The organism is Paludibacterium yongneupense DSM 18731 (assembly GCF_000422925.1).
Taxonomy (GTDB): domain Bacteria; phylum Pseudomonadota; class Gammaproteobacteria; order Burkholderiales; family Chromobacteriaceae; genus Paludibacterium; species Paludibacterium yongneupense.
This window is the reverse complement of record NZ_AUGZ01000004.1, coordinates 301,144-319,399: the sequence shown is the minus strand read 5'-3', so window position 1 is coordinate 319,399 and position 18,256 is coordinate 301,144. Positions and strand designations below refer to the sequence as shown.

General features: G+C 64.2%; 12 protein-coding genes. 4 read left to right on the top strand and 8 right to left on the bottom strand.

Annotated features, from left to right (window positions below):
- Positions 1-34: 34 nt before the first annotated feature.
- The 7 genes from G520_RS0101550 to G520_RS23770 all read right to left on the bottom strand — a co-directional run bounded on the left by G520_RS0101550 (position 35) and on the right by G520_RS23770 (position 12,611).
- Positions 35-2,770: a cellulose synthase subunit BcsC-related outer membrane protein gene (locus G520_RS0101550; protein WP_028534138.1), complete on the bottom strand. Its 2,736-nt coding sequence runs from the start codon at positions 2,768-2,770 to the stop codon at positions 35-37.
- The gene (locus G520_RS0101545; RefSeq protein ID WP_028534137.1) at positions 2,767-3,777 is read right to left on the bottom strand and encodes a family 8 glycosyl hydrolase; all 1,011 of its coding nucleotides are present in this window, start codon (positions 3,775-3,777) and stop codon (positions 2,767-2,769) included. Before G520_RS0101545 ends, G520_RS0101550 begins: the two co-directional genes overlap by 4 nt.
- Positions 3,774-5,918: a cellulose biosynthesis cyclic di-GMP-binding regulatory protein BcsB gene (locus G520_RS0101540; protein ID WP_051228816.1), complete on the bottom strand. Its 2,145-nt coding sequence runs from the start codon at positions 5,916-5,918 to the stop codon at positions 3,774-3,776. Before G520_RS0101540 ends, G520_RS0101545 begins: the two co-directional genes overlap by 4 nt.
- A gap of 5 nt (positions 5,919-5,923) precedes the next feature.
- Positions 5,924-8,248: a UDP-forming cellulose synthase catalytic subunit gene (bcsA, locus tag G520_RS21080; protein WP_084637406.1), complete on the bottom strand. Its 2,325-nt coding sequence runs from the start codon at positions 8,246-8,248 to the stop codon at positions 5,924-5,926.
- A 370-nt stretch (positions 8,249-8,618) separates the two neighbouring features.
- Positions 8,619-9,482 carry an HDOD domain-containing protein gene (locus G520_RS0101530; protein ID WP_169449800.1) on the bottom strand — a complete coding sequence of 288 codons (864 nt, stop codon included), beginning with the start codon at positions 9,480-9,482 and terminating at the stop codon, positions 8,619-8,621.
- Between the two features lie 77 nt (positions 9,483-9,559).
- Positions 9,560-10,096: a response regulator gene (locus G520_RS25455; protein WP_051228814.1), complete on the bottom strand. Its 537-nt coding sequence runs from the start codon at positions 10,094-10,096 to the stop codon at positions 9,560-9,562.
- A complete protein-coding gene (locus G520_RS23770; RefSeq protein ID WP_051228812.1) occupies positions 10,011-12,611 on the bottom strand; it encodes a PAS domain S-box protein in 2,601 nt (866 codons plus the stop codon). Before G520_RS23770 ends, G520_RS25455 begins: the two co-directional genes overlap by 86 nt.
- Before the next feature lie 217 nt (positions 12,612-12,828).
- On the opposite strand from G520_RS23770, the gene G520_RS25170 reads away from it, so the two are divergent.
- The 3 genes from G520_RS25170 to G520_RS0101510 all read left to right on the top strand — a co-directional run bounded on the left by G520_RS25170 (position 12,829) and on the right by G520_RS0101510 (position 16,253).
- Positions 12,829-13,239: a hypothetical protein gene (locus G520_RS25170; protein ID WP_028534134.1), complete on the top strand. Its 411-nt coding sequence runs from the start codon at positions 12,829-12,831 to the stop codon at positions 13,237-13,239.
- A gap of 93 nt (positions 13,240-13,332) precedes the next feature.
- Positions 13,333-14,850, top strand: coding sequence for an alpha-amylase (locus G520_RS21070; RefSeq protein ID WP_051228810.1), 1,518 nt, complete (start codon positions 13,333-13,335; stop codon positions 14,848-14,850).
- A 350-nt stretch (positions 14,851-15,200) separates the two neighbouring features.
- Complete coding sequence (locus tag G520_RS0101510) at positions 15,201-16,253, top strand: NADP(H)-dependent aldo-keto reductase (RefSeq protein WP_028534133.1); 1,053 nt, start codon at positions 15,201-15,203, stop codon at positions 16,251-16,253.
- Between the two features lie 50 nt (positions 16,254-16,303).
- Here G520_RS0101510 and G520_RS0101505 read toward each other — a convergent pair whose 3' ends face one another.
- Positions 16,304-17,206, bottom strand: a complete 903-nt coding sequence (locus tag G520_RS0101505) for a LysR family transcriptional regulator (protein ID WP_028534132.1) — start codon at positions 17,204-17,206, stop codon at positions 16,304-16,306.
- A 126-nt stretch (positions 17,207-17,332) separates the two neighbouring features.
- On the opposite strand from G520_RS0101505, the gene G520_RS0101500 reads away from it, so the two are divergent.
- Positions 17,333-18,217 (top strand): MBL fold metallo-hydrolase, encoded by an 885-nt coding sequence (locus G520_RS0101500; RefSeq protein ID WP_028534131.1) that lies wholly within the window; start codon positions 17,333-17,335, stop codon positions 18,215-18,217.
- The last annotated feature ends 39 nt before the right edge of the window (positions 18,218-18,256 follow it).

Below are 18,256 nucleotides of genomic sequence, written 5' to 3'. Positions count from 1 at the left end.
AGCGGAAGGCATGGCCGCCCCGTTCCCGCCTGATTCAATACACGGCGACCGACGTAGCGGATCCGGCATCGGCCGGCAGGTCGCGGCTGAATACCGCGCTGCGCGCATCGAAGAGATAACGCAGATTGAGCGAGCCCTGCCACTGACGGCTATTGCCCGGCGAGGCGGATGCAGCGGCCGTCGCGCTCAACTGCCAATGCGCAGCGAGCTGCATCGCCGCCGACAACTGGACATTGGCGGCGGGGCCATAATGGCTGGACCCGGCGAAGCTCAGCGTCTGCGACGACGCGTCCCGATACAGCACGGCGGCCTGTCTGTCCTGGCTGTAACCGGCGGCCAGGCTGCCGCGCCACTGCCAGCGGCGACCATCGACCGACAGCCACTGCAATCCGCCACCGACGAAGACATGCGACTGCGGGCTGTAATAGCCGCCTTGCCCCCATGTGTAGTGGCTCTGATTGTAACGATAGCCCTCGACACTGAGCTGCGGCCCCAGCGTCGCATAGCGATAGCCGGCCGGCTTCAGGTCATGGCCCAGCCCCAGAGCCAGATGCCAGGCCTGATTGTTGGCGACATTGTCGCCCATCAGCAGCTCCTGGCTCGCGGCCAGCGACATGCCCCAGTTACCGCCGAGCGCGTCGAACAGCCTCACCCCCACACCATTGCGCGTCACTGCCCCCCAGTGCGCGGCCGGATTGGCCGGGTCGCTGAGTCCGCGCCACGACAACACCGACTCTTCCACTGCCCGGCGCGAGGCCTGCAGTTCCCAGTAGCCATTGCCGGTCTGCTGACGCAGCCTGGCCATGCCTTCAAAGCCCGTCGCCGCATCGCCGCCCTGAGTCGCCGCCACGCCGAGTTCCCAGCCGAGCCAGCCCTCTTCTCCCCAGCGGGCGGCCACCTGCTGCAGCTCGGCGCTCGTCGCCGAACCCGTACCCGCAAACCGTCCGCCCGCCAGCATGGAGCCGATCGCCGCCTGCGCCGGTGCGGTCCCGGCATCGAGCCAAACGGTCCGGTATTGCACATCGAGATAGCGCGGCCCGGCGATGTACTCGGCGCCTAGCGCTTGCGAGCGTGTCGTCAGCCGCGACGTGCCGTCATCGCCGGATTGCGAGGAAAAAGCCAGCCCGCCGTTGACTGACGGGGAGGCGATCGCCCCCATTACCGGAGCATCGGCCTGCGCGGGGCGCCCGTCCAGCGCCGCCACCCGCGCCTGCGCCGCCAGATACAATTCGCGCCCGGCCAGCCGCTCCGACTCGCGCGCATGGTATTCGTCCGTCAGCGTGCCGCTGCCGCCGTCGAGCTCGCGCTGCAGAGCATCCCAGCGTTCCAGCGCGAGCGAAGACAGGACATAGCCGCGGGCGCTATCCAGGTCGCCGCTATCGCGGTACAGCGCGCCGAACAGGGGCGCAGCGGCAGCGAAATCGTGCAGGCCGTAGCGGTTCCATGCCCGCAGCGCACGCATCGGGTGCGGATCCGCGCCCAGGTTTTCCGACTCGTCCAGCCACTGTTGGCTCAGGGCAAATTGTCCGGCGCGGTTGGCCGCCACCGCACGCTGAACGGCGATATCGGCCCGCAGCGACTTCGCGGCCGGAGCCCCCTCCTTCGCCGCGACCTCTGCCAGCCGGTCGGCCTCGTCGAGCCGGCCGAGCTTGAAGGCCATCAAAGCCAGCCCGTAGCGCGCATCGGCCAGCTCCGGGCGCCAATCGACCGCCCGCGCGAACCAGCGTTGCGCCGAGGCAATGTCGCCTTGCTGGTATCGTATCCAGCCGCCCAAATCCGCGCCGTCGGCTTCTCTTCGCCGCACGATGGCCGCGCTTTCGGCCTCCAGCGCCGCCGCGGCCTCGGGCGAAGCCGGATCGAGCCGGGACAGTCGATCCATGCCACGCTGGTGACGCAGGGTTTGAAACCGCTCTTCGCTGGCCGCATCGCGGCGACCGCCGGCCGCTTCTGCCGCGATCAGCGTCTCCGCCGAATCATGATCGAGTAGGGCGGAGGCCAGGTATAGATTGTCGATACGCTTGCGAGGCGAACGGCAGGCGACGAGCACGCGTCGATAGAGCGCAAGTGCCGCATCGGGGTCGGCAGCCGCATCGAGCAGGGTCGCCGCGCGTTCGACGCGGTCGGGACGACGGCAGGACACGGTCGCCGGCCGCTCGCGCAGCAGTGTGCGCACCGCATTGACCTCGCCGCCGGCCAGGACAGCCTCCGCCTCGAGGTCGTCGCGCAGCGCCGCCATGCGCGGCGGTATGCGACGATCCGGATCGGCGAACAGCGCCCGATCGTACTCATGCAACTTGCGAGCGGCAAGCCAGTGCCACAGTGTAGCTTCATCCACCCCAGCCGCCGCAGCCGGACTCGGCGCAGGGGCCGCTGCAGGCGGAACGGCGGCGGCCGGGCGTGCAGGCGCCGCTCCTTCGATCGGCACTTGCAGCGGCAACAGAGCGGACTGTGCGGTGTTGCGCATGGACAGCACCGTACTCTGCCCGCCCGATGCGCTCACCACACGCGGGGTGGACGGCAACCGTCCGGCAGCCCGCCTCGCCATGCTCTCGGCCACGTCACGGCGGCCGAGTTCACCCGAACGCAAGACATACTCTTGCCCGTGCCGCTCGATATGTACGCCAGGAATGCCATGCAAGCGCTGCGGCGGAGCCAGCGTCAACAGATGCTGAACCGTGGCCGCGTGGGCAAATTCGATGTGATAGCTCTCGGCCGCGACGCCTGCATGGCAGGCGAGTCCGAGCATCAATCCGGTCAGCCAGCGTCTCATGGCGCAGACTCGTCGTTGGCGATACGCCCGAGCAGGTATAACGCGGACGGGTAATAGTCACGCAGTTCGGCATCGGGCAAAGCGATGTGGCGCCGCTCGCGTAGCGACTGAATGCAGGCGGCGATGGCCGCCGGCGCAGCCGCAGCCTCCACGCTGTCGTCGGTCAAATCGGTGCCAACCGGTCGCTGCGGCGCCGAATCGAAAGCGCTCCAGAAAGCCTCGAACGGCTGCCAGCGTGCGCCGTCTCCGAGGCCGGCCCAGCGCAAGTAGAGCGGAATGCGGATGGCGTTGTAACCATAGCCGCGCCCCATCTCGGTCGCTACAGACATGCTCCCGCTGGCCTCATCGATGGCCAGCCAGTCGGGGGGCAGGCCCCAACGGCCAAAGCGCGCGCGCGCAAGCAGCTTCAAGCCGCTGTCTTTCAATCCGGCCCATACCGGATCGGGATCGATGCGGGCGGCGAGATCGAATGCGGGAAAGATCCAGTAGGACAAATTGACCACGCGCCGTCCATCATGTTCGAAACCGAACTCGCCCGGCATCAGCAACGGCCCCCAATTCGAGCTTGCAATCATCTTGAGCCGCAGATCGTGCAGAATCGCGCGCGCCGCCACCGTATAGCTTTCCTCGCCCCAGCGCTGGCCGGCGCGGGCCAGGGCCCAGGCGATCAGCAGATCGCCATCGCTGGCATTATTGCGGTCGGCGACATGGCCTCCGTTCTCCGGCGTCCATTTCCAGGCAAACAGGGCATCGCCGCGCACGCCAAGCTCGACCCGGGTCCAGTGCCAGAGGCGGTCGAACGCCGCCCGGTCGGCATTGGTCTCGGCCAGCAGCATGCCGTAGCCCTGCCCTTCGCTATGACTGACACCCTGGTTGGCGGTATCGATCACCCGCCCTTGCGGGTCGATGAAGTTGCGCGCAAACACCGGCCATGCCGCATCGCCGCCACAGGCTGGCAAGGCGAGCAGCAGCCACAGACTCAGAAAACCCGCCCAGCGCCGCATCATCGCCCGGTACCATCCTGATGGTAGCGACGCCGGAACCGGCGCAGCAACTTGATGGTAAGCAGGGTCAGGATAAGAACGGCGGCGAGGGACAAGCCCGCAAACAGCCAGGGCCGCTGCGAGAACACATAGCCGATCTGATCGAAGCGGTTGATTTTGCCGACGGTGTAGTCCGGCCCCAGTCGCTGCGTAGACAGAGCCCGGGTCGCCAGATCGAACACGGACACGTCGCCGGCCAGCTGCCCCCAGCCACCGGGTTCGACCAGCGCGGCGCTGCCCTGCCACAGATCGGCAGCCGTGGAAGCCGTGACCACGGTCAGACTGTAGCCGCTACTCAGCGGCGAACGGTATTGCATCATCAGCAACTGCCCATCCAGGCGCGCGACGCTGGCGGAGCGATCCACACCGGCATAGAGCCAGGGGGCGCCGGAGCGCAAGGCGGACGGCAGAGTTGCGCTCGTGCCGACAAATAGCAGGTCGCGCCCCGCAGCGGGTGCCCCCGTGGTCAAATAGGCGTTCCACAGCGGTCGGTGCCCCTGCTGCGCGAGTTTGCCGAGCAGCGTCCAGGCCGCGCCGACGGTATCGCTGTCCGTGCCGCCTAGCACGATGCCGACATCGCCGCCGCCGACATGCGGCGCATAGGGAAAGGCGGTTTTGGCAAACAATGCGAGGTCGGGCAGGCGCACGTAATGCGAGGCGGCCGGCAGCACCACCGTCGAATTACCGAATAGCGTCAAGCGCAGATTGCCGCTCTGCCCGGACTGGCAGCTGCCATAAGACATCGGATGCATGCGTGGCGAAAAGGTCACGACATTATGGCCGGGCAGGAAGTTTTGCAGCGGGATCTGCACCAGATAGTGCTCGATCATGCCGCCATGCGGGTCGTCCAGTGCAATCGCCTGCTGCAGCTTGCCATTGAGCAGGATATTGATGACGGAATCGTCGCGCATCCGCGCACCGACCGCATAATTCAAGTCCAGCGTGATTTTGGCCGTCTCCGGTGCGTACAAGTCGGGCGGCAGCTCCAGCGGCAATTCGATATCGGGGGGAAACTCCCCCGCCATCTCCGTGTTCGCCACGCCCAACGCATCGAAGCGGGTATGGCTGCCCACCTGCAAGACGCCGCTGTGCGAATCGGCGGCAGCCCCCGCCCGGACGTCGCCGCTCACCGTCATCTCGGCCTGATGCGGGAAAGGCAGGGAACGGGCGACAAAGGTGCGAGCCGCCGCGTCGACCTCGCCGGCGGTACGCCCGGAGACCACGATCATGAAATGACTGGCGTCGTTATCGACCGGATAGACCGCGAGGAAGCCGCCGTGGATGCGGGCCGCGACGGCGGGATCGATGAAGGGCCGCAACTGATCGCGGGTTCCGGCCAGGATGAAATCGGCCCCGGCCAGCGGTGCGAGATCCAGGCCCGGCGTCACCCCACGGCCGTTATGCGCGGGACGGGCAAAGACCTGGCGCAGCGGCAGCGGAACATAAGCCATGCGCAGCGCGGCGCCCTGCGCCAGCAGCCCGCCCAATTGCAAGGCATCCGCGTCGATGCGCGCCTTGCCCGGGGTCACGATGTCCAGCCGGCGGCCGCCCCACAACGTGGGATCGATCAGGGTATCCAGATCGGCCAGCGTCGGCGTCAACGGCTTCAGGACCGTATCCATCCGGAGCGACGATTTGAGCGTGTCGATCTCGGTCCACAACTCGGGCGCCCCCGGGTCTTCGCACTGACTGGTCGCATGCTGCGCGACGGCAAAGGTCAAGCGGTTATAGCCGGGAACAAAGCGCTCGACCGGCAGACGGATATCGGCGGAGACCTCGGGCTGGCTCGGCGACAGCGGCAGCTGAGCGAGAACATGGTCGTTGAGCAGGACCAGCAGTTCCGAGCGTTGCGCCTGCAGCGAAATCGAATTGGTTGCGAGCAGGTGCAGAGTCGCCCCCTTGAGGGTTTCCCGCGCCGAGAGCGGCAGACTCAGGCTCTGCCGTCCACTGGCGCCGTTCAATCGGAGCGGACCGACTTGCGCCGTCAACTCGGCCAGCGGAATATCCTTTCCGCTGCGACCGTCACCGGTTCCGGCGGCCTGCGCCGCCGACGCCACTATCGATCCGAGTGCGAGCGCACACAGCGCCGCCCGGAGGGTTTCCATTATTTTCATGATTTCACAGAGTCCCGGCTCACATCCTGTTCATCCAATACCCAGCGGCAACACTTCCGCCAGAAACGGCCCAACGCCCGCCGCCATGGCAGCGAGTAATACAGTAGCAAATCGAATGCATACCGCGCCGCCTGCTGCGCGATAGAACGGTAGTGTGCAAACGCATAACGACCGCCGAGCAGAATGAGCAGGCCGAAACTGCGCATGAAACCGATGCGCTGCTTGCGCTCTTCGCGGTAGCTTTGCCAGCGACGGCTGTCGCCATACATCAGCAGCGCGATGCGGGAAATCTGCTCTTGCGTCTCGTTGATGAACTGGACGCCGATGGCCAAGCCGCCTTTTTCGGCAGGACGGCTGCTGCGCACCAGCACCGACAGCTCCAGCCACTCCTGGCTGACCGTGTCGAAAATGGAAATCCGACCGCGTGCTCCGGACGTGAGCGGCGTCGCCAGCGATCCGAGAACCAGTGCGCCGTGCATGGACAGATCGTCCACCCGGCACGCGCAGCACTCGCCCGGTGCGTCCACGGTCAGGCGCGCGTCGAGATCGACCGGCATCCGCGGAAACTGCCGCCGCTGGCGGCGCTCGAACAAGGCGCCCATCGCAGCATTGAGCAGCAGCAAGTTGAAGAGATTCCAGCCCAGCGTCACCAGGGTGATATCGCGGTGCAGCGGATAGGCAAAGAAACGCCATGCCGCAAAGCCGACCCCGATCAATACCAGCAGATAGACCAGGTAGAACGGCCCGGCCAGGCGCGAAATAAAATCGGTATCCAGTTGTTCGCCCTTGGGCGTCACATTGAACGTCGGCGCCCTCGGATTGCGCAGCACCTGCAAAATGCCGGGCAGGGCAAAGAACGCCTGCATCAATTCATACAGCTCGGAGATGAAGGCCCAGCGGACCTCGCCGAACAGCAGATCCGACATCAGCATCACGCCGACCACATGCGGAAAGCCATACGCGAGCACCTCGGTAAACGAGGCATTGTAAATTTGGAGCCCGAACAGCAGATAAGCGAGCGGCGCCAGCAGAAATACCATGCGCGCGTAGCCGAAGAACCAGAAAAACGAGCTGGAGAAATAGCACAGCCGCTGCCAGATTTTCAGGCCGGGCTGCAGCAGCGGGTTTTTCAGCAGAAAAATCTGGATCATGCCCTGCGCCCAGCGCACGCGTTGCACCACGAAGGCGGTAAACGTCTCCGGCTGCAAGCCCGATATCAGCGGAATGCCGAGAAACGCGCTGTGATAGCCGCGCGCGTGCAGCTCGAGCGCGGTCTCGGCATCTTCGGTGATGCTATTGCCCTGTATCCCTCCGACCTCGTCGAGGCAGCGGCGGCGCAGTATCGCGGCCGAGCCGCAGAAGAAGGCCGCGTTCCAGAAATCGAGCCCGGGCTGGATCACCGAATAGAACATCTCGCTTTCGGACGGCATCTGGCCGAACATCTGCAGATTTTTCTCTACCGGGTCGGGATTGATAAAAAAGTGCGGAGTCTGCACCAGAAACATTTTTTCGTCGGCGAGAAAGAAACCGGTCGTCTTTTCCAGAAAATCCACGGTCGGCACATGATCGGCGTCGAGAATCGCGACCAGATCGCTCGATACATGGGCGAGCGCGGCATTGATATTACCGGCCTTGGCATGTTCGTTGCGCTCGCGGGTCAGATAGCGGGCGCCGAGCCGGGCAGTCAGTTCCTGCAAGGCGCGATGGCGGCTCCACGCCTCTGCGGCCTTGAGCGGATCCGCCTGCGCGCGCTTCTGCACCGTACCGCCATCGTCCAGCAGATAAACGTGAAAACGGTCGCGCGGATAACGAATGTTCAGCGCCGCGCGCAGCGTGATATCCAGCATGTCCAGCGGTTCGTTATAGCTGGGGATCAGGATATCGACCGTCGGCCATTGCGATCGGTCCGCCGGCAAAGGCACGGGCTCGCGCCTGACCGGCGCGACGTTGACGAAAATACCGAGCAGCGCCACCACGATCCCGTACAGCTCGGCCAGGTAGAGCAGTACGGCGGCGAGCAAATCGAAGGGACCGTTATAGCCGAGTGTCGATGTCGTGCGCCAGTACACATAGCGCAACGTCAGTTGACAGCACAGCAAGAGGAAGAACAGGCGCCAGCGCCGGGCGGCGCCCGTCAGGCGCAACACCAGCAACAGTGCCACGACGCCCCAGCCGAACTGGATCTGAATGCTGAGCGAAAGCGGAACGCTGGCCAGGAACAGCAGAAGGCCGAGGCAGCAAAACCAGGCGCAGAGGAGCGTGCTGCGCCGCTTTAAAGCGAAACGCAATGCGCATGCCACACGCGATTGAAGCGCAAACATCACCTGCTCCCCGTCCGGTCCGTATCGAGTGCGGCCAGGCACAGCCCCTGCGCCATGCCACTTCCCGATAGATGAGATTGTTCGTTATTCAACAAAACCGACGACCTTTCGAATTCATGCCGAAATGAGTCGTTATCAATTCTAATTACTGTTTTAAGCGATGTTAGCAATAAACATATCAAGTCGTAATGCTAAACAATGAAAATATAAATCAAAAAAAAACGTAAGTTAATCTTATAAAACGAAAATATCATTACAATGACGCGCAAAACGTTCGTTTTTGTAAAAAATCGCGATTGCGGCGGCCGAATGCAAAGCGGCCCCGGCAGACGCGAAGGTCTGCCGGGGCCGCCGGTATCACGAAAAAAGATCAGCCTGCGAGTCGCTCGTGCATGCGATCGCACCAGTCTTCGAACTCATCGTGGCCAATGCCGAGCAAGCCGAGCACGGGGGCGCGCAGCGCGTCCCAGCCGGCATCGCGATTGCCCGGGATCAAGGTTCGCCAGACATGGGTCGCCGCCCGGGCAACCGCCATCGTATAGCGCGCCTCCGGGCTGAGCGGCAGCTCCGAGTTCGAATCGAACACCGCCGCATCGTGCTGCAGCAGAATCATCTGGCAAAACGACTCAGGCATATTCCAGGCCGTCCCGACCAGGTAGCCGACGATATCGTGGCTGGTTCCGTGGATCTCGTTCTCAACCCGCGAAATACGGTCGTCGCTGGCCATTTCGATCAACCCCAGCGTGCGCTCATAGCTGGGATAGCGCATCAGCATCAGGGCGATGCCGCAGCCATGAAACAAGGCATAGCTTGCGCAGTCTTCCGGTTCATGACGCAGATGCTGGGCCAGCGCCGTGCTGATCATGGTGACCAGCATGGCCCGCTCCCAGAATTGCTCGATGCTGTTCGGCATATCGCTGGTCAGGCGCGTGCGTAATACCAGCCCGCTGACCAGGTTCACTACATTCTTGACCCCCAGCAGATTGATCGCCTGCGCAACCGAGGCAATGCGCCGCCCGCGGCTGATCAGCGGGCTGTTGGCAGCCTTGAGCACGGCCGCCGAAAGCGCGAGGTCGGAGGCGATGAGCTGCCCGATTTTCTGCATGTTGACGCCGGGATCATTGCGCAGCTTCATCAGGCTGTCGAGCACGACCGGGCGCGGCGGGATGACCAGATTTTTCAGCAGTTGCTCGCGGTCGGCCGCGCTAAGAAGCGAAGATTGGGTTACCGCCATGTCGAGACCTTCTGTGTTATCGATTCTGTAAATCGTGGATGATATCCCGTTCGCCGCCGAGACTGCCATGACTCATCTCATACCGGCTGCCTGGGCGCTGGCCCGTCCGTGCCCTCCTCGGCACGGGGGCCGTGCGAAAGGCCGTCCAGCGTCCGGACGGAAGCACGCTCGAACCAGCGCACCAGGGTCTCGTACAAGACGTCGGGGTCGACCGGTTTGCTGATGAAATCATTCATGCCGGCTGCCAGGCATTTCTCGCGATCCTCGGTAAAGGCATTGGCCGTCATGGCGATGATGGGCACCTCCGCGCAGCCGGCGAGCCCGCGTATGGCCCGGGTGGCCGCCAGACCATCGAGCTCGGGCATCTGCATGTCCATCAGAATGGCGGCATAGCCGGTATCACCGGCCATGCGCAGCGCCTGCGCGCCATCGTGGGCGATGTCGACCTCGAGTCCGGCCGCTTGCAGTATCAGCCGCGCGACCTCCTGATTGATCGCATCGTCCTCGGCCAGCAATACGCGCTTGCCCCTATGCTCGCGCTGCAGTATAGCCTCGGCCGCCCCGGCCGGGCGGTCGACATCGGCGCAAACCGCCGCCGCACGCTCCAGCCTCACCGTCAGCCAGAAGCGGCTGCCCTGGCCGGGCGCACTGTCCACGCCGACTCCCCCCCCCCATCAACTGCGCGAGTCGGCGATTGATCGCCAGGCCAAGCCCGGTTCCGCCATGCTTGCGCGTCGTCGAGTTGTCCGCCTGCTCGAAGACATTGAACAGGCGCGCTTGCTGCTCGGCGCTCAGACCGATGCCGGTATCGCTGACATCGAAACGCAGGGTATAGCCGTCCGCCGACGCGTCGAGCAGGCTTCCGCTCAAGGTAATGCTGCCGCGTTCGGTAAATTTGAGCGCATTGCTGATGTAGTTGACCAGGATCTGCGATAGCCGCGTCTGGTCGCCGCAGACGGTTTCGGGCAAACCCGACACTTTGATGAAGAATTTGAGCCCCTTGGCCTTGATCGCATCGCCGTTGACCGCCATCACCCCCTTGAGCAGATTGGCGATGGAGAAATCCTGACGCTCGAGTACGATTTTCCCGGCCTCGATTTTCGACAGGTCCAGGATGTCATTGATGACGCCAAGCAGATGCTTGCCTGCCGCAGCGACCTTGGCCAGCCGCTCATCCTGCGCCGCCGTCACGCCTTCGCGCCGCATCAGATACACCATGCCGAGAATGCCGTTCATCGGCGTGCGAATCTCATGGCTCATATTGGCCAGAAAGGCGCTCTTGGCCAGAGTCGCGGCCTCGGCCGCGCTTTTTGCCCGCTCCAGCTCATCGGTCCGACTCTCGACCAGTTCTTCGAGATGGTGCCGATAGCGGTCGAGCTCCTTTCCCGTGCGCTTGCGTTCGGTAATATCCTGCTGCACCGACACGTAGTGGGTGATACGTCCGTCCGGCTGGCGCAAAGGCGTAATGATAGCAAATTCGATATATTCGCTGCCGTCGCGGCGGCGATCGTAAAATTCGCCCTGCCAGGCCCGGCCCTCGCTCATCGCCTGCCACAGATCGGTATAGGTCTCCGGCGGCGTGTTTCCCGACTTGAGAATGCTCGGGTTCCGGCCGATGACTTCCTCGCGGCGGTAACCGGTCTGACGCACGAAAGCCTCGTTTACATACTCGATCTCAGCATCAATATTAGTGATAAGTATGCTCTCGGGACTTTGCTCGACAGCCTGCGATAATTTCAGCAACTGCGCGTCATGGCGCCGCTTTTCTGTCAAATCGCGGCCGAAAGCCAGATAGCGCCCGTCCAGCAAACGCTCGGTGGTCAGTTGGACGCTGACGAGCCCTCCCCCCGTGTGCCGGAGTTGCCATTCCCGGCGCACGACCTCTCCTGTCGCTAAAATCGCGAGATGCTCTCCCCATTCTCCGACAAAATCTTCGCGGATCAGATCGGGGAAATGCATGCTCTCCAGCTCGGACGCCGCATGCCCCGTCAAACAACAGGCGGACGGGTTCGCATAAACCAGCAAACCGCTGGGATCGCCTATCCAGATCGCATCGCCCGCTTCGTGCAGTACGGCGCGCAAGTCGTCCTCGGCCCGCTTGCGCGCCGTAATATCCTGAATGGTGCCGACCAGGGCCATCGGCTCGCCAAGCGGGTCGAACTGAAGCTGCCCCTTGCCGTGGACCCAGCGCATCTTGCCGTCACTGAAGCGGGTGATCTGGTATTCGCGATCGAAAGTCAGCCTCAGTTCAATCGTTTTTTGCAGATAGGCGCCCATCTCGTCGCGAAAGGCCGGCGACACCAATTGCAGCCAATGGCTGGCATCACGCGGGAAATCAGGGCCGATACCGAAAATGTGATCGAGAATGTCGGAACTGGTCCAACTGTCGCGGCGCAAATCGTAGCGATACTGGCCGAGGTTGGCGATTTCCTGAGCCAGACGCAACGCTGATTCGCTGGCCTTCAGCGCCTGCTCTGCCTGCTTGTGCCCAGAGATATCGCGCGAAATACCGAATACCCCGACAACGCGCCCGTCGACATCGTGGACCGGACCCTTGGTGGCCTGAAATATCGTTTCCCCGTCGGGAGTCGATAGCTTCTCCTCATAGGTGTGGGCGCGATCTTCAGCCATGACCAGCCGGTCATTGCGGCGGATAAGGTCGGCCTGCTCCGGTGGAAACAATACCGAGTCGTCGCGGCCGATGACCTCATCGACCTGCTTGCTGAGTACCGCGGCCGCTGCCCGGTTCAATACCAGATAGCGCCCTTGCAGATCCTTGACGAAAATGGCATCGGTCGAGTTGTCCGCCACTTCGGACAACAGGAGCTGCGTCTGGGCTTTCGCCTGCAAGGCATCGGCCTCGCGCCGCGACAGCAGCACGGCCTGCGCGATCAATCGCCGGGTGAGGCCGAACAGCATGATCGATGTGACCGCGACGAAGAGCCAGCCCTTCAGGGTATTCGCTACCTGCACGGTGAGCGGATCGCGAAACGCGAGTGTGACGATCCGGTCCGAAAGCAGGATCCACACTCCGGAAACAAGGGCATAGCCGAGCACCACTCGCAGCGGGCCGGAAACGGCATGGTCATGTGCGGCGCGCAGCGCCACCGTGTCGGTCTCAGAACGCATTACCACCTCAATCGGCACCAGGAAACAAGATCCACAATCGCTGCGCGCCTCTCGCACGCAAGGGATACGTGCGGGGTCGGGCACACAGCCGTCCGTGAAGCACTCTTTGTTGAGTGTAGCGGATGAATCGCCGTTGCACCGCGCCCGGGCTGCACTGCCTTTGACCGCAATGGCATTTTTTATCCATTTTTTATATTGCAGGAAGTAGAACGGTGAGATGAACCCGCTCCGCCCCCATTGCCCGTGCTGCCTGCACGCGCTCGAGCCGCCGCAGCGCGGACAGCATCTGCCCTGTCCGCACTGCTCAGCCATGCTCGCCATCTCGCCCCCTTTTCTGCCCACGCGCAGCGGAAAAGCGCTGTTTCTCGTCCTTGCCGCTCTCGTCGGCAGCAGTCTGCCCTGCGTACTCGCCGCTCTCGGCTTCCCCTCCACCGGCGGCTGGCGCGCACTCCTTGCGGTCGCGATCGCCTGCGGCTATTACGGCTTTTGCCGCCTCGCCTATGCCATGAATCATCCCCCGCTCGTGATCGATACGGTCCCGCCCGCAGACCGGCCGCACGGCGAAGCGAAAGCGGCAGTCCCCCAATCCGGTAGTTCCTCGGCATGCACTGACCGGATGGGGCATTGATCGCCGCCGTGCAGAACGCTAGGATTCAGTAACCAAACCGGTTTGAATCGTGTCATCCCGCACGTTGCTCCGGTCCTTGACGGAGAAAAACCCATGCGCCTCCTCCCGCTACTGCCGGCCTTCGCATTCGCCGCGCCCGCTACCGCCGCGGCCTTCAATCCGCCCGATGTCTCGGTCCAACTGTTTCGCTGGCCGTGGGAAGCCATCGCCCGGGAATGTCGCGGCACACTCGGCCCCGCCGGCTATGGTGCGGTTCAGGTCTCGCCGCCGCAGGCCGCGCGCGTGACAGGAAACTGGTGGGATATGTACCAGCCCGTCAACTTCGCCAGCCTGCGCAGCCGCATGGGCGATGAAGCCGGATTCGCCGCCATGATAGCGAGCTGCCACAGGGCAGGCGTACGCGTCTATGTCGATGTGGTCAGCAACCATATGGCGGCGGGAAGCGGCACGGCCGGCCAGACAAGCGACGGCTCGAGCTGGGACTCGGCGACGCTGTCGTATCCCCAGTTCTCCGCCGGCGATTTTCATCCTCCCTGCACAATACGCGACAATGACTACGGGACGCCGGGAGACCGGCGCAGCGTGACCGAATGCCGCCTGCTCGGACTGCCCGACCTGGCTCAGGAAAACGCGCCAGTGCGTGCCATCCTGCTCGCCTATCTGGGCAAGCTGCTGGCGCTGGGGGCCGATGGCTTCCGCATCGATGCCGCCAAGCATCAGGCCCCGGGTGCGTTGCGCGCGCTATTCGATGCGCTGCGGCAAGACTGGCCCGTCACCCGTGCCGGCGAACCGGTCTGGATTGCGCAAGAAGTGATACCGGACGGCAACGTCAACCGGCGCGACTATCTGCCGATCGGCCGCCTCAACGAATTCAAATTCAGCTATGCGCTTCGCGATGCATTTCGCGGCAATGACGGACTCGCCGCTGACTCCTTGCCCGCGCTGATCGGGGTTCCCGGTGCCTGGGGCGGCAGTTGGGGCTTGCTGGACAGCAGCGAGGCGGTGGTATTCGTCAATAACTGGGACACCGAACGCAGCAACGATACGCTCAATGCCAGCAATGAAAGCGGTGCCGGCAACGATGTCGGCGCCAGCCGCCGCTACGACCTGGCCACGATCTTCATGCTGGCCTGGCCTTACGGACAGGCGCAGATTCAATCCGGCTTCCGCTTCACCCAACGCGATGCCGATGCGCCATCGACCCCACCGCTGGACGACAGCGGCGCACCACAGACCGCCGCCGGCTGGGACATGGTCCACCGCTGGGCCGACATCACCGCCATGATAGCCTTCCGCCATGCCACGGCCGGACTCGGGGTAGACCACTGGCAGACCGGTAGCCGGCAACAGATCGCTTTCGGACGCGGCGGCATCGGCTTTGTCGCACTCAATAACGACATGCTCCCCTGGCGCGCGCGCGTGCAGACCGGGCTGCCCGCCGGACGCTACTGCAATGTCGTCGCTGGCCTGGCGGCAGACGGCAACTGCCGCGGCGACACGCTCACGGTCGATGCGCAGGGCACGCTCGATCTCGACCTGCCGCCCAACGATGGCCGGACGGTGCCGGCGGTCGCCCTCTACCTGCGCCCGACGGCACGGAACATCCGCTAGCGGCGCGGAGATGTACGGTAGCTTGCAAAGCCGGGGATCTTCTCGGCGACGGGCCCGGCCGGCGAAGCGCTAAGTGCCCGGAGCGGGTTCGCGGCCACCGGTGCGCCGCCCTGCCTGTCATGAAAACGATGTGCCGACACCGGAAGCGGAGGAGCGCGTCAGCACGAAAACCGGGGCCCCGGAAAATGGGATGAGGGTGCGCGGGGAGGACCGTGCCCGTGGCTCCGGCCACGGATAGGGCGCCGGCGGCGTTGACCTTGTCCGGCGGCGAACGCACAATCGGCGACAGGGGTTTTCTTTCGCTGCACGCGACACCCGCCGCACGCCCCCTCTCCAACAAGGAAGCACGCATGGAATATCGCAAGCTGGGCCACAGCGACCTGAATGTCAGCCTGATCGCACTGGGAACCATGACCTGGGGCGAACAAAATACCGAGGCGGAAGCACACAGCCAGCTCGATCTGGCGCTCGAACACGGCATCAACCTGGTCGATGCCGCCGAAATGTATCCGGTCCCGCCGCGCCCGGAAACCCAGGGACTGACCGAAGCCTATATCGGCAACTGGCTGGCCCGCAGCGGACAGCGCGACCGCATCGTACTGGCCACCAAGGCGGCCGGACCGGCGTCCGACCCGAAACGTCCCGGCCATATCCGCGACGGCCAGCCGCACTTCGACCGCAAGAACCTGACTAGCGCGCTCGACGACAGCCTGCGTCGCCTGCGCACCGACTACGTCGACCTCTACCAGTTGCACTGGCCGGACCGCAATGCCAACTATTTCGGCCAGCTCGGCTATGCATGGAGCGACGATGCGCCGGGCAGCACCCCGATCGAGGAAACCCTGCGCGTCTTGCAGGACTTCGTCGCCGCCGGCAAGGTCCGTACCATCGGGCTATCCAACGAAACGCCGTGGGGCGTGGCCCGGTTTCTGAACGCGGCCGCGACGCTCGGTCTGCCGCGCGCCGTCAGCATCCAGAACCCCTACAGCCTGCTCAACCGCATTTACGAGATCGCGCTGGCCGAATTCAGCCATCGCGAAGGCGTCGGCCTGCTCGCCTACTCGCCACTGGCGTTCGGTACGCTGTCCGGCAAATACCTCGACGATGCGCGCCCATCCGGCGCACGGCTCACGCTGTTCGACCGTTTTACGCGCTATTCGAATCCGCAAGTCGCAACCGCCTGCCGCGACTACGTCGCCCTGGCGCGCGAGCACGGCATGTCGCCGGCACAGATGGCGCTGGCCTATGTCAATTCGCGCCCCTTCGTCACCAGCAACATCATCGGTGCGACGTCGATCGCGCAGCTTGAAGAGAACCTCGGCAGTCTGCAACTTCGGCTCGACGACACGGTCCTGGCCACTATCGAGGCGATTCACCAGCGCCAGCCCAACCCCGCGCCTTGACTCCGCTGCGCCGCCGCGAACGGCGGGCGGCGATTCAAGCCGCCCGGGCCTCAACCCGGCGCCGCAGTGGGCCAGTCATCCCACTGCGGCTGCGGCGGGAAACGCTGCGCAAGAAAATCCAGCAGCGTGCGCAGGGCTAGCGGCATATGCCGGCGCGAGGCATACACGGCATAGATGCTCATGTCGCGCGGCTTCGCGCCAGGCAGTACATTCAGCAGTTCTCCGCTACGGATCAGGGGCGCGGCCAGATAGGTCGGCAGCATGGCCACTCCGGCCCCCGCGCGCGCCGCCTGCATCAACGATACCGCTTCATTGGCGCTGACATTGCCGCCGACCGCGACCGCGACCGGTTCGCCATCGCGCTCGAACTGCCACACGCTCCTGCCGTAATAGGAATGCGTGAGACAGTTGTGCAGCGCGAGGTCTTCGATACGCCGCAGCGCAGGCTTGCCGCGCAGATAATCCGGCGCCGCACACACGACCGAGCGGCAGACGGTCAGTCGGCGGGCGATCACGTTCGGATCGAGATCATTGGTGATGCGAATGGCCAGATCGATGCGCTCCTCGACCAGATTCACGGCCCGGTCCAGCAGCACCATGTCGACCGCCACCGCCGGGTGGAGGCGCACAAACTCGGTGACGGCCTGCGCCAGTTGCGCCTGCCCGAAAGAGGTGCTGACCGTGATGCGCAACAAGCCTTGCGGCGCCTCCTCCGGCGCCGACACCGCCGTGCGCAGTTCATCGCTCAACGCCAGGACCTGCCGGCACCGCGGCAGCGTCTCCTTGCCTGCAGCGGTCAGGCTCAGTTTACGCGTCGTGCGGTGCAAGAGGCGCGCACCGGTCCACTCTTCCAGTTCGGCCAGATAGCGCGACACCACCGGACGCGACAGATCGAGCCGCAGGGCCGCCGCCGCCTGGCTGCCGCAGTCCACGACCGTTACAAACACGCGCATTGCCGTCAATCTGTCCACAATATGACCGCTTTTAGCAACAAACAATACTCAATAATAGCCTTTTTAGTGTCGATAAATGCAACTAAACTCCGCTCATTCCTTCATGACCGACACCGGAGATTCAGAATGTTGTCCCGATTCAAAACCCGCTCCCTGCTGGCAGCCGCCACCCTCGCCTTCGGCATTGCCGCGGCCGCATCGGCCGCCGACGCGCTCAAACTCGATGTCTACAACCCGGGTGCCGCGGCCCTATTCCCGGTATCGTCGGTTCTGGTCAGCGGCGAGCATGATGCGATTCTGATCGACGCCCAGTTCGGCAAGTCGCAAGCCGCCGAGCTGGTCGCGCGTATCCGCGCCAGCGGCAAGACGCTGACCACGATCTATATCAGCCACGGCGATCCGGATTATTATTTCGGACTGGAAACGCTCAGGGCCGCCTTTCCGGACGCCCGCATCGTCGCCTCGGCACCGACCGTCGCCCATATCCGGCAGACCATGGCCGCCAAGCTCGCCTTCTGGGGACCGAAGCTCGGAGCAGACGCACCGACGGCCACGGTGCTGCCCGAAACGCTGAACGGCGATTCCTTGCAGCTGGAAGGACGACGGCTGGACATCGTCGGCTTGCATGGCAGACAAGCCGAACGCAGCTTCGTCTGGATTCCCTCGCTCAAGGCCGTGGTCGGCGGCGTCGTGCTGTTCAACAACCAGCATGTCTGGATGGCCGATACCCAGAGCGCGCAGTCGCACGCCGACTGGCTCGCCACCCTGCGCACCATCGCCCGCCTGAAACCGCGTATCGTCGTCCCTGGGCACGCGCTGCCCGGCGCATCGACACCGCTGCAGTCGGTCGCGTTCACCGCCGGCTATATCCGCGCCTTCGACGCGGCGGCAGCGCGCTACCATGACTCGAGAGCCCTGATCGCGGCGATGAAGGCGCGCTATCCCCAAGCTGGAGAAGAAGGCTCGCTCGAGATCAGCGCCAAGGTCGCCAGCGGCGAGATGAAGTGGTAAGCCGTTAAAATCCGGGGCGGCGCAAGCCGCCCCTACACG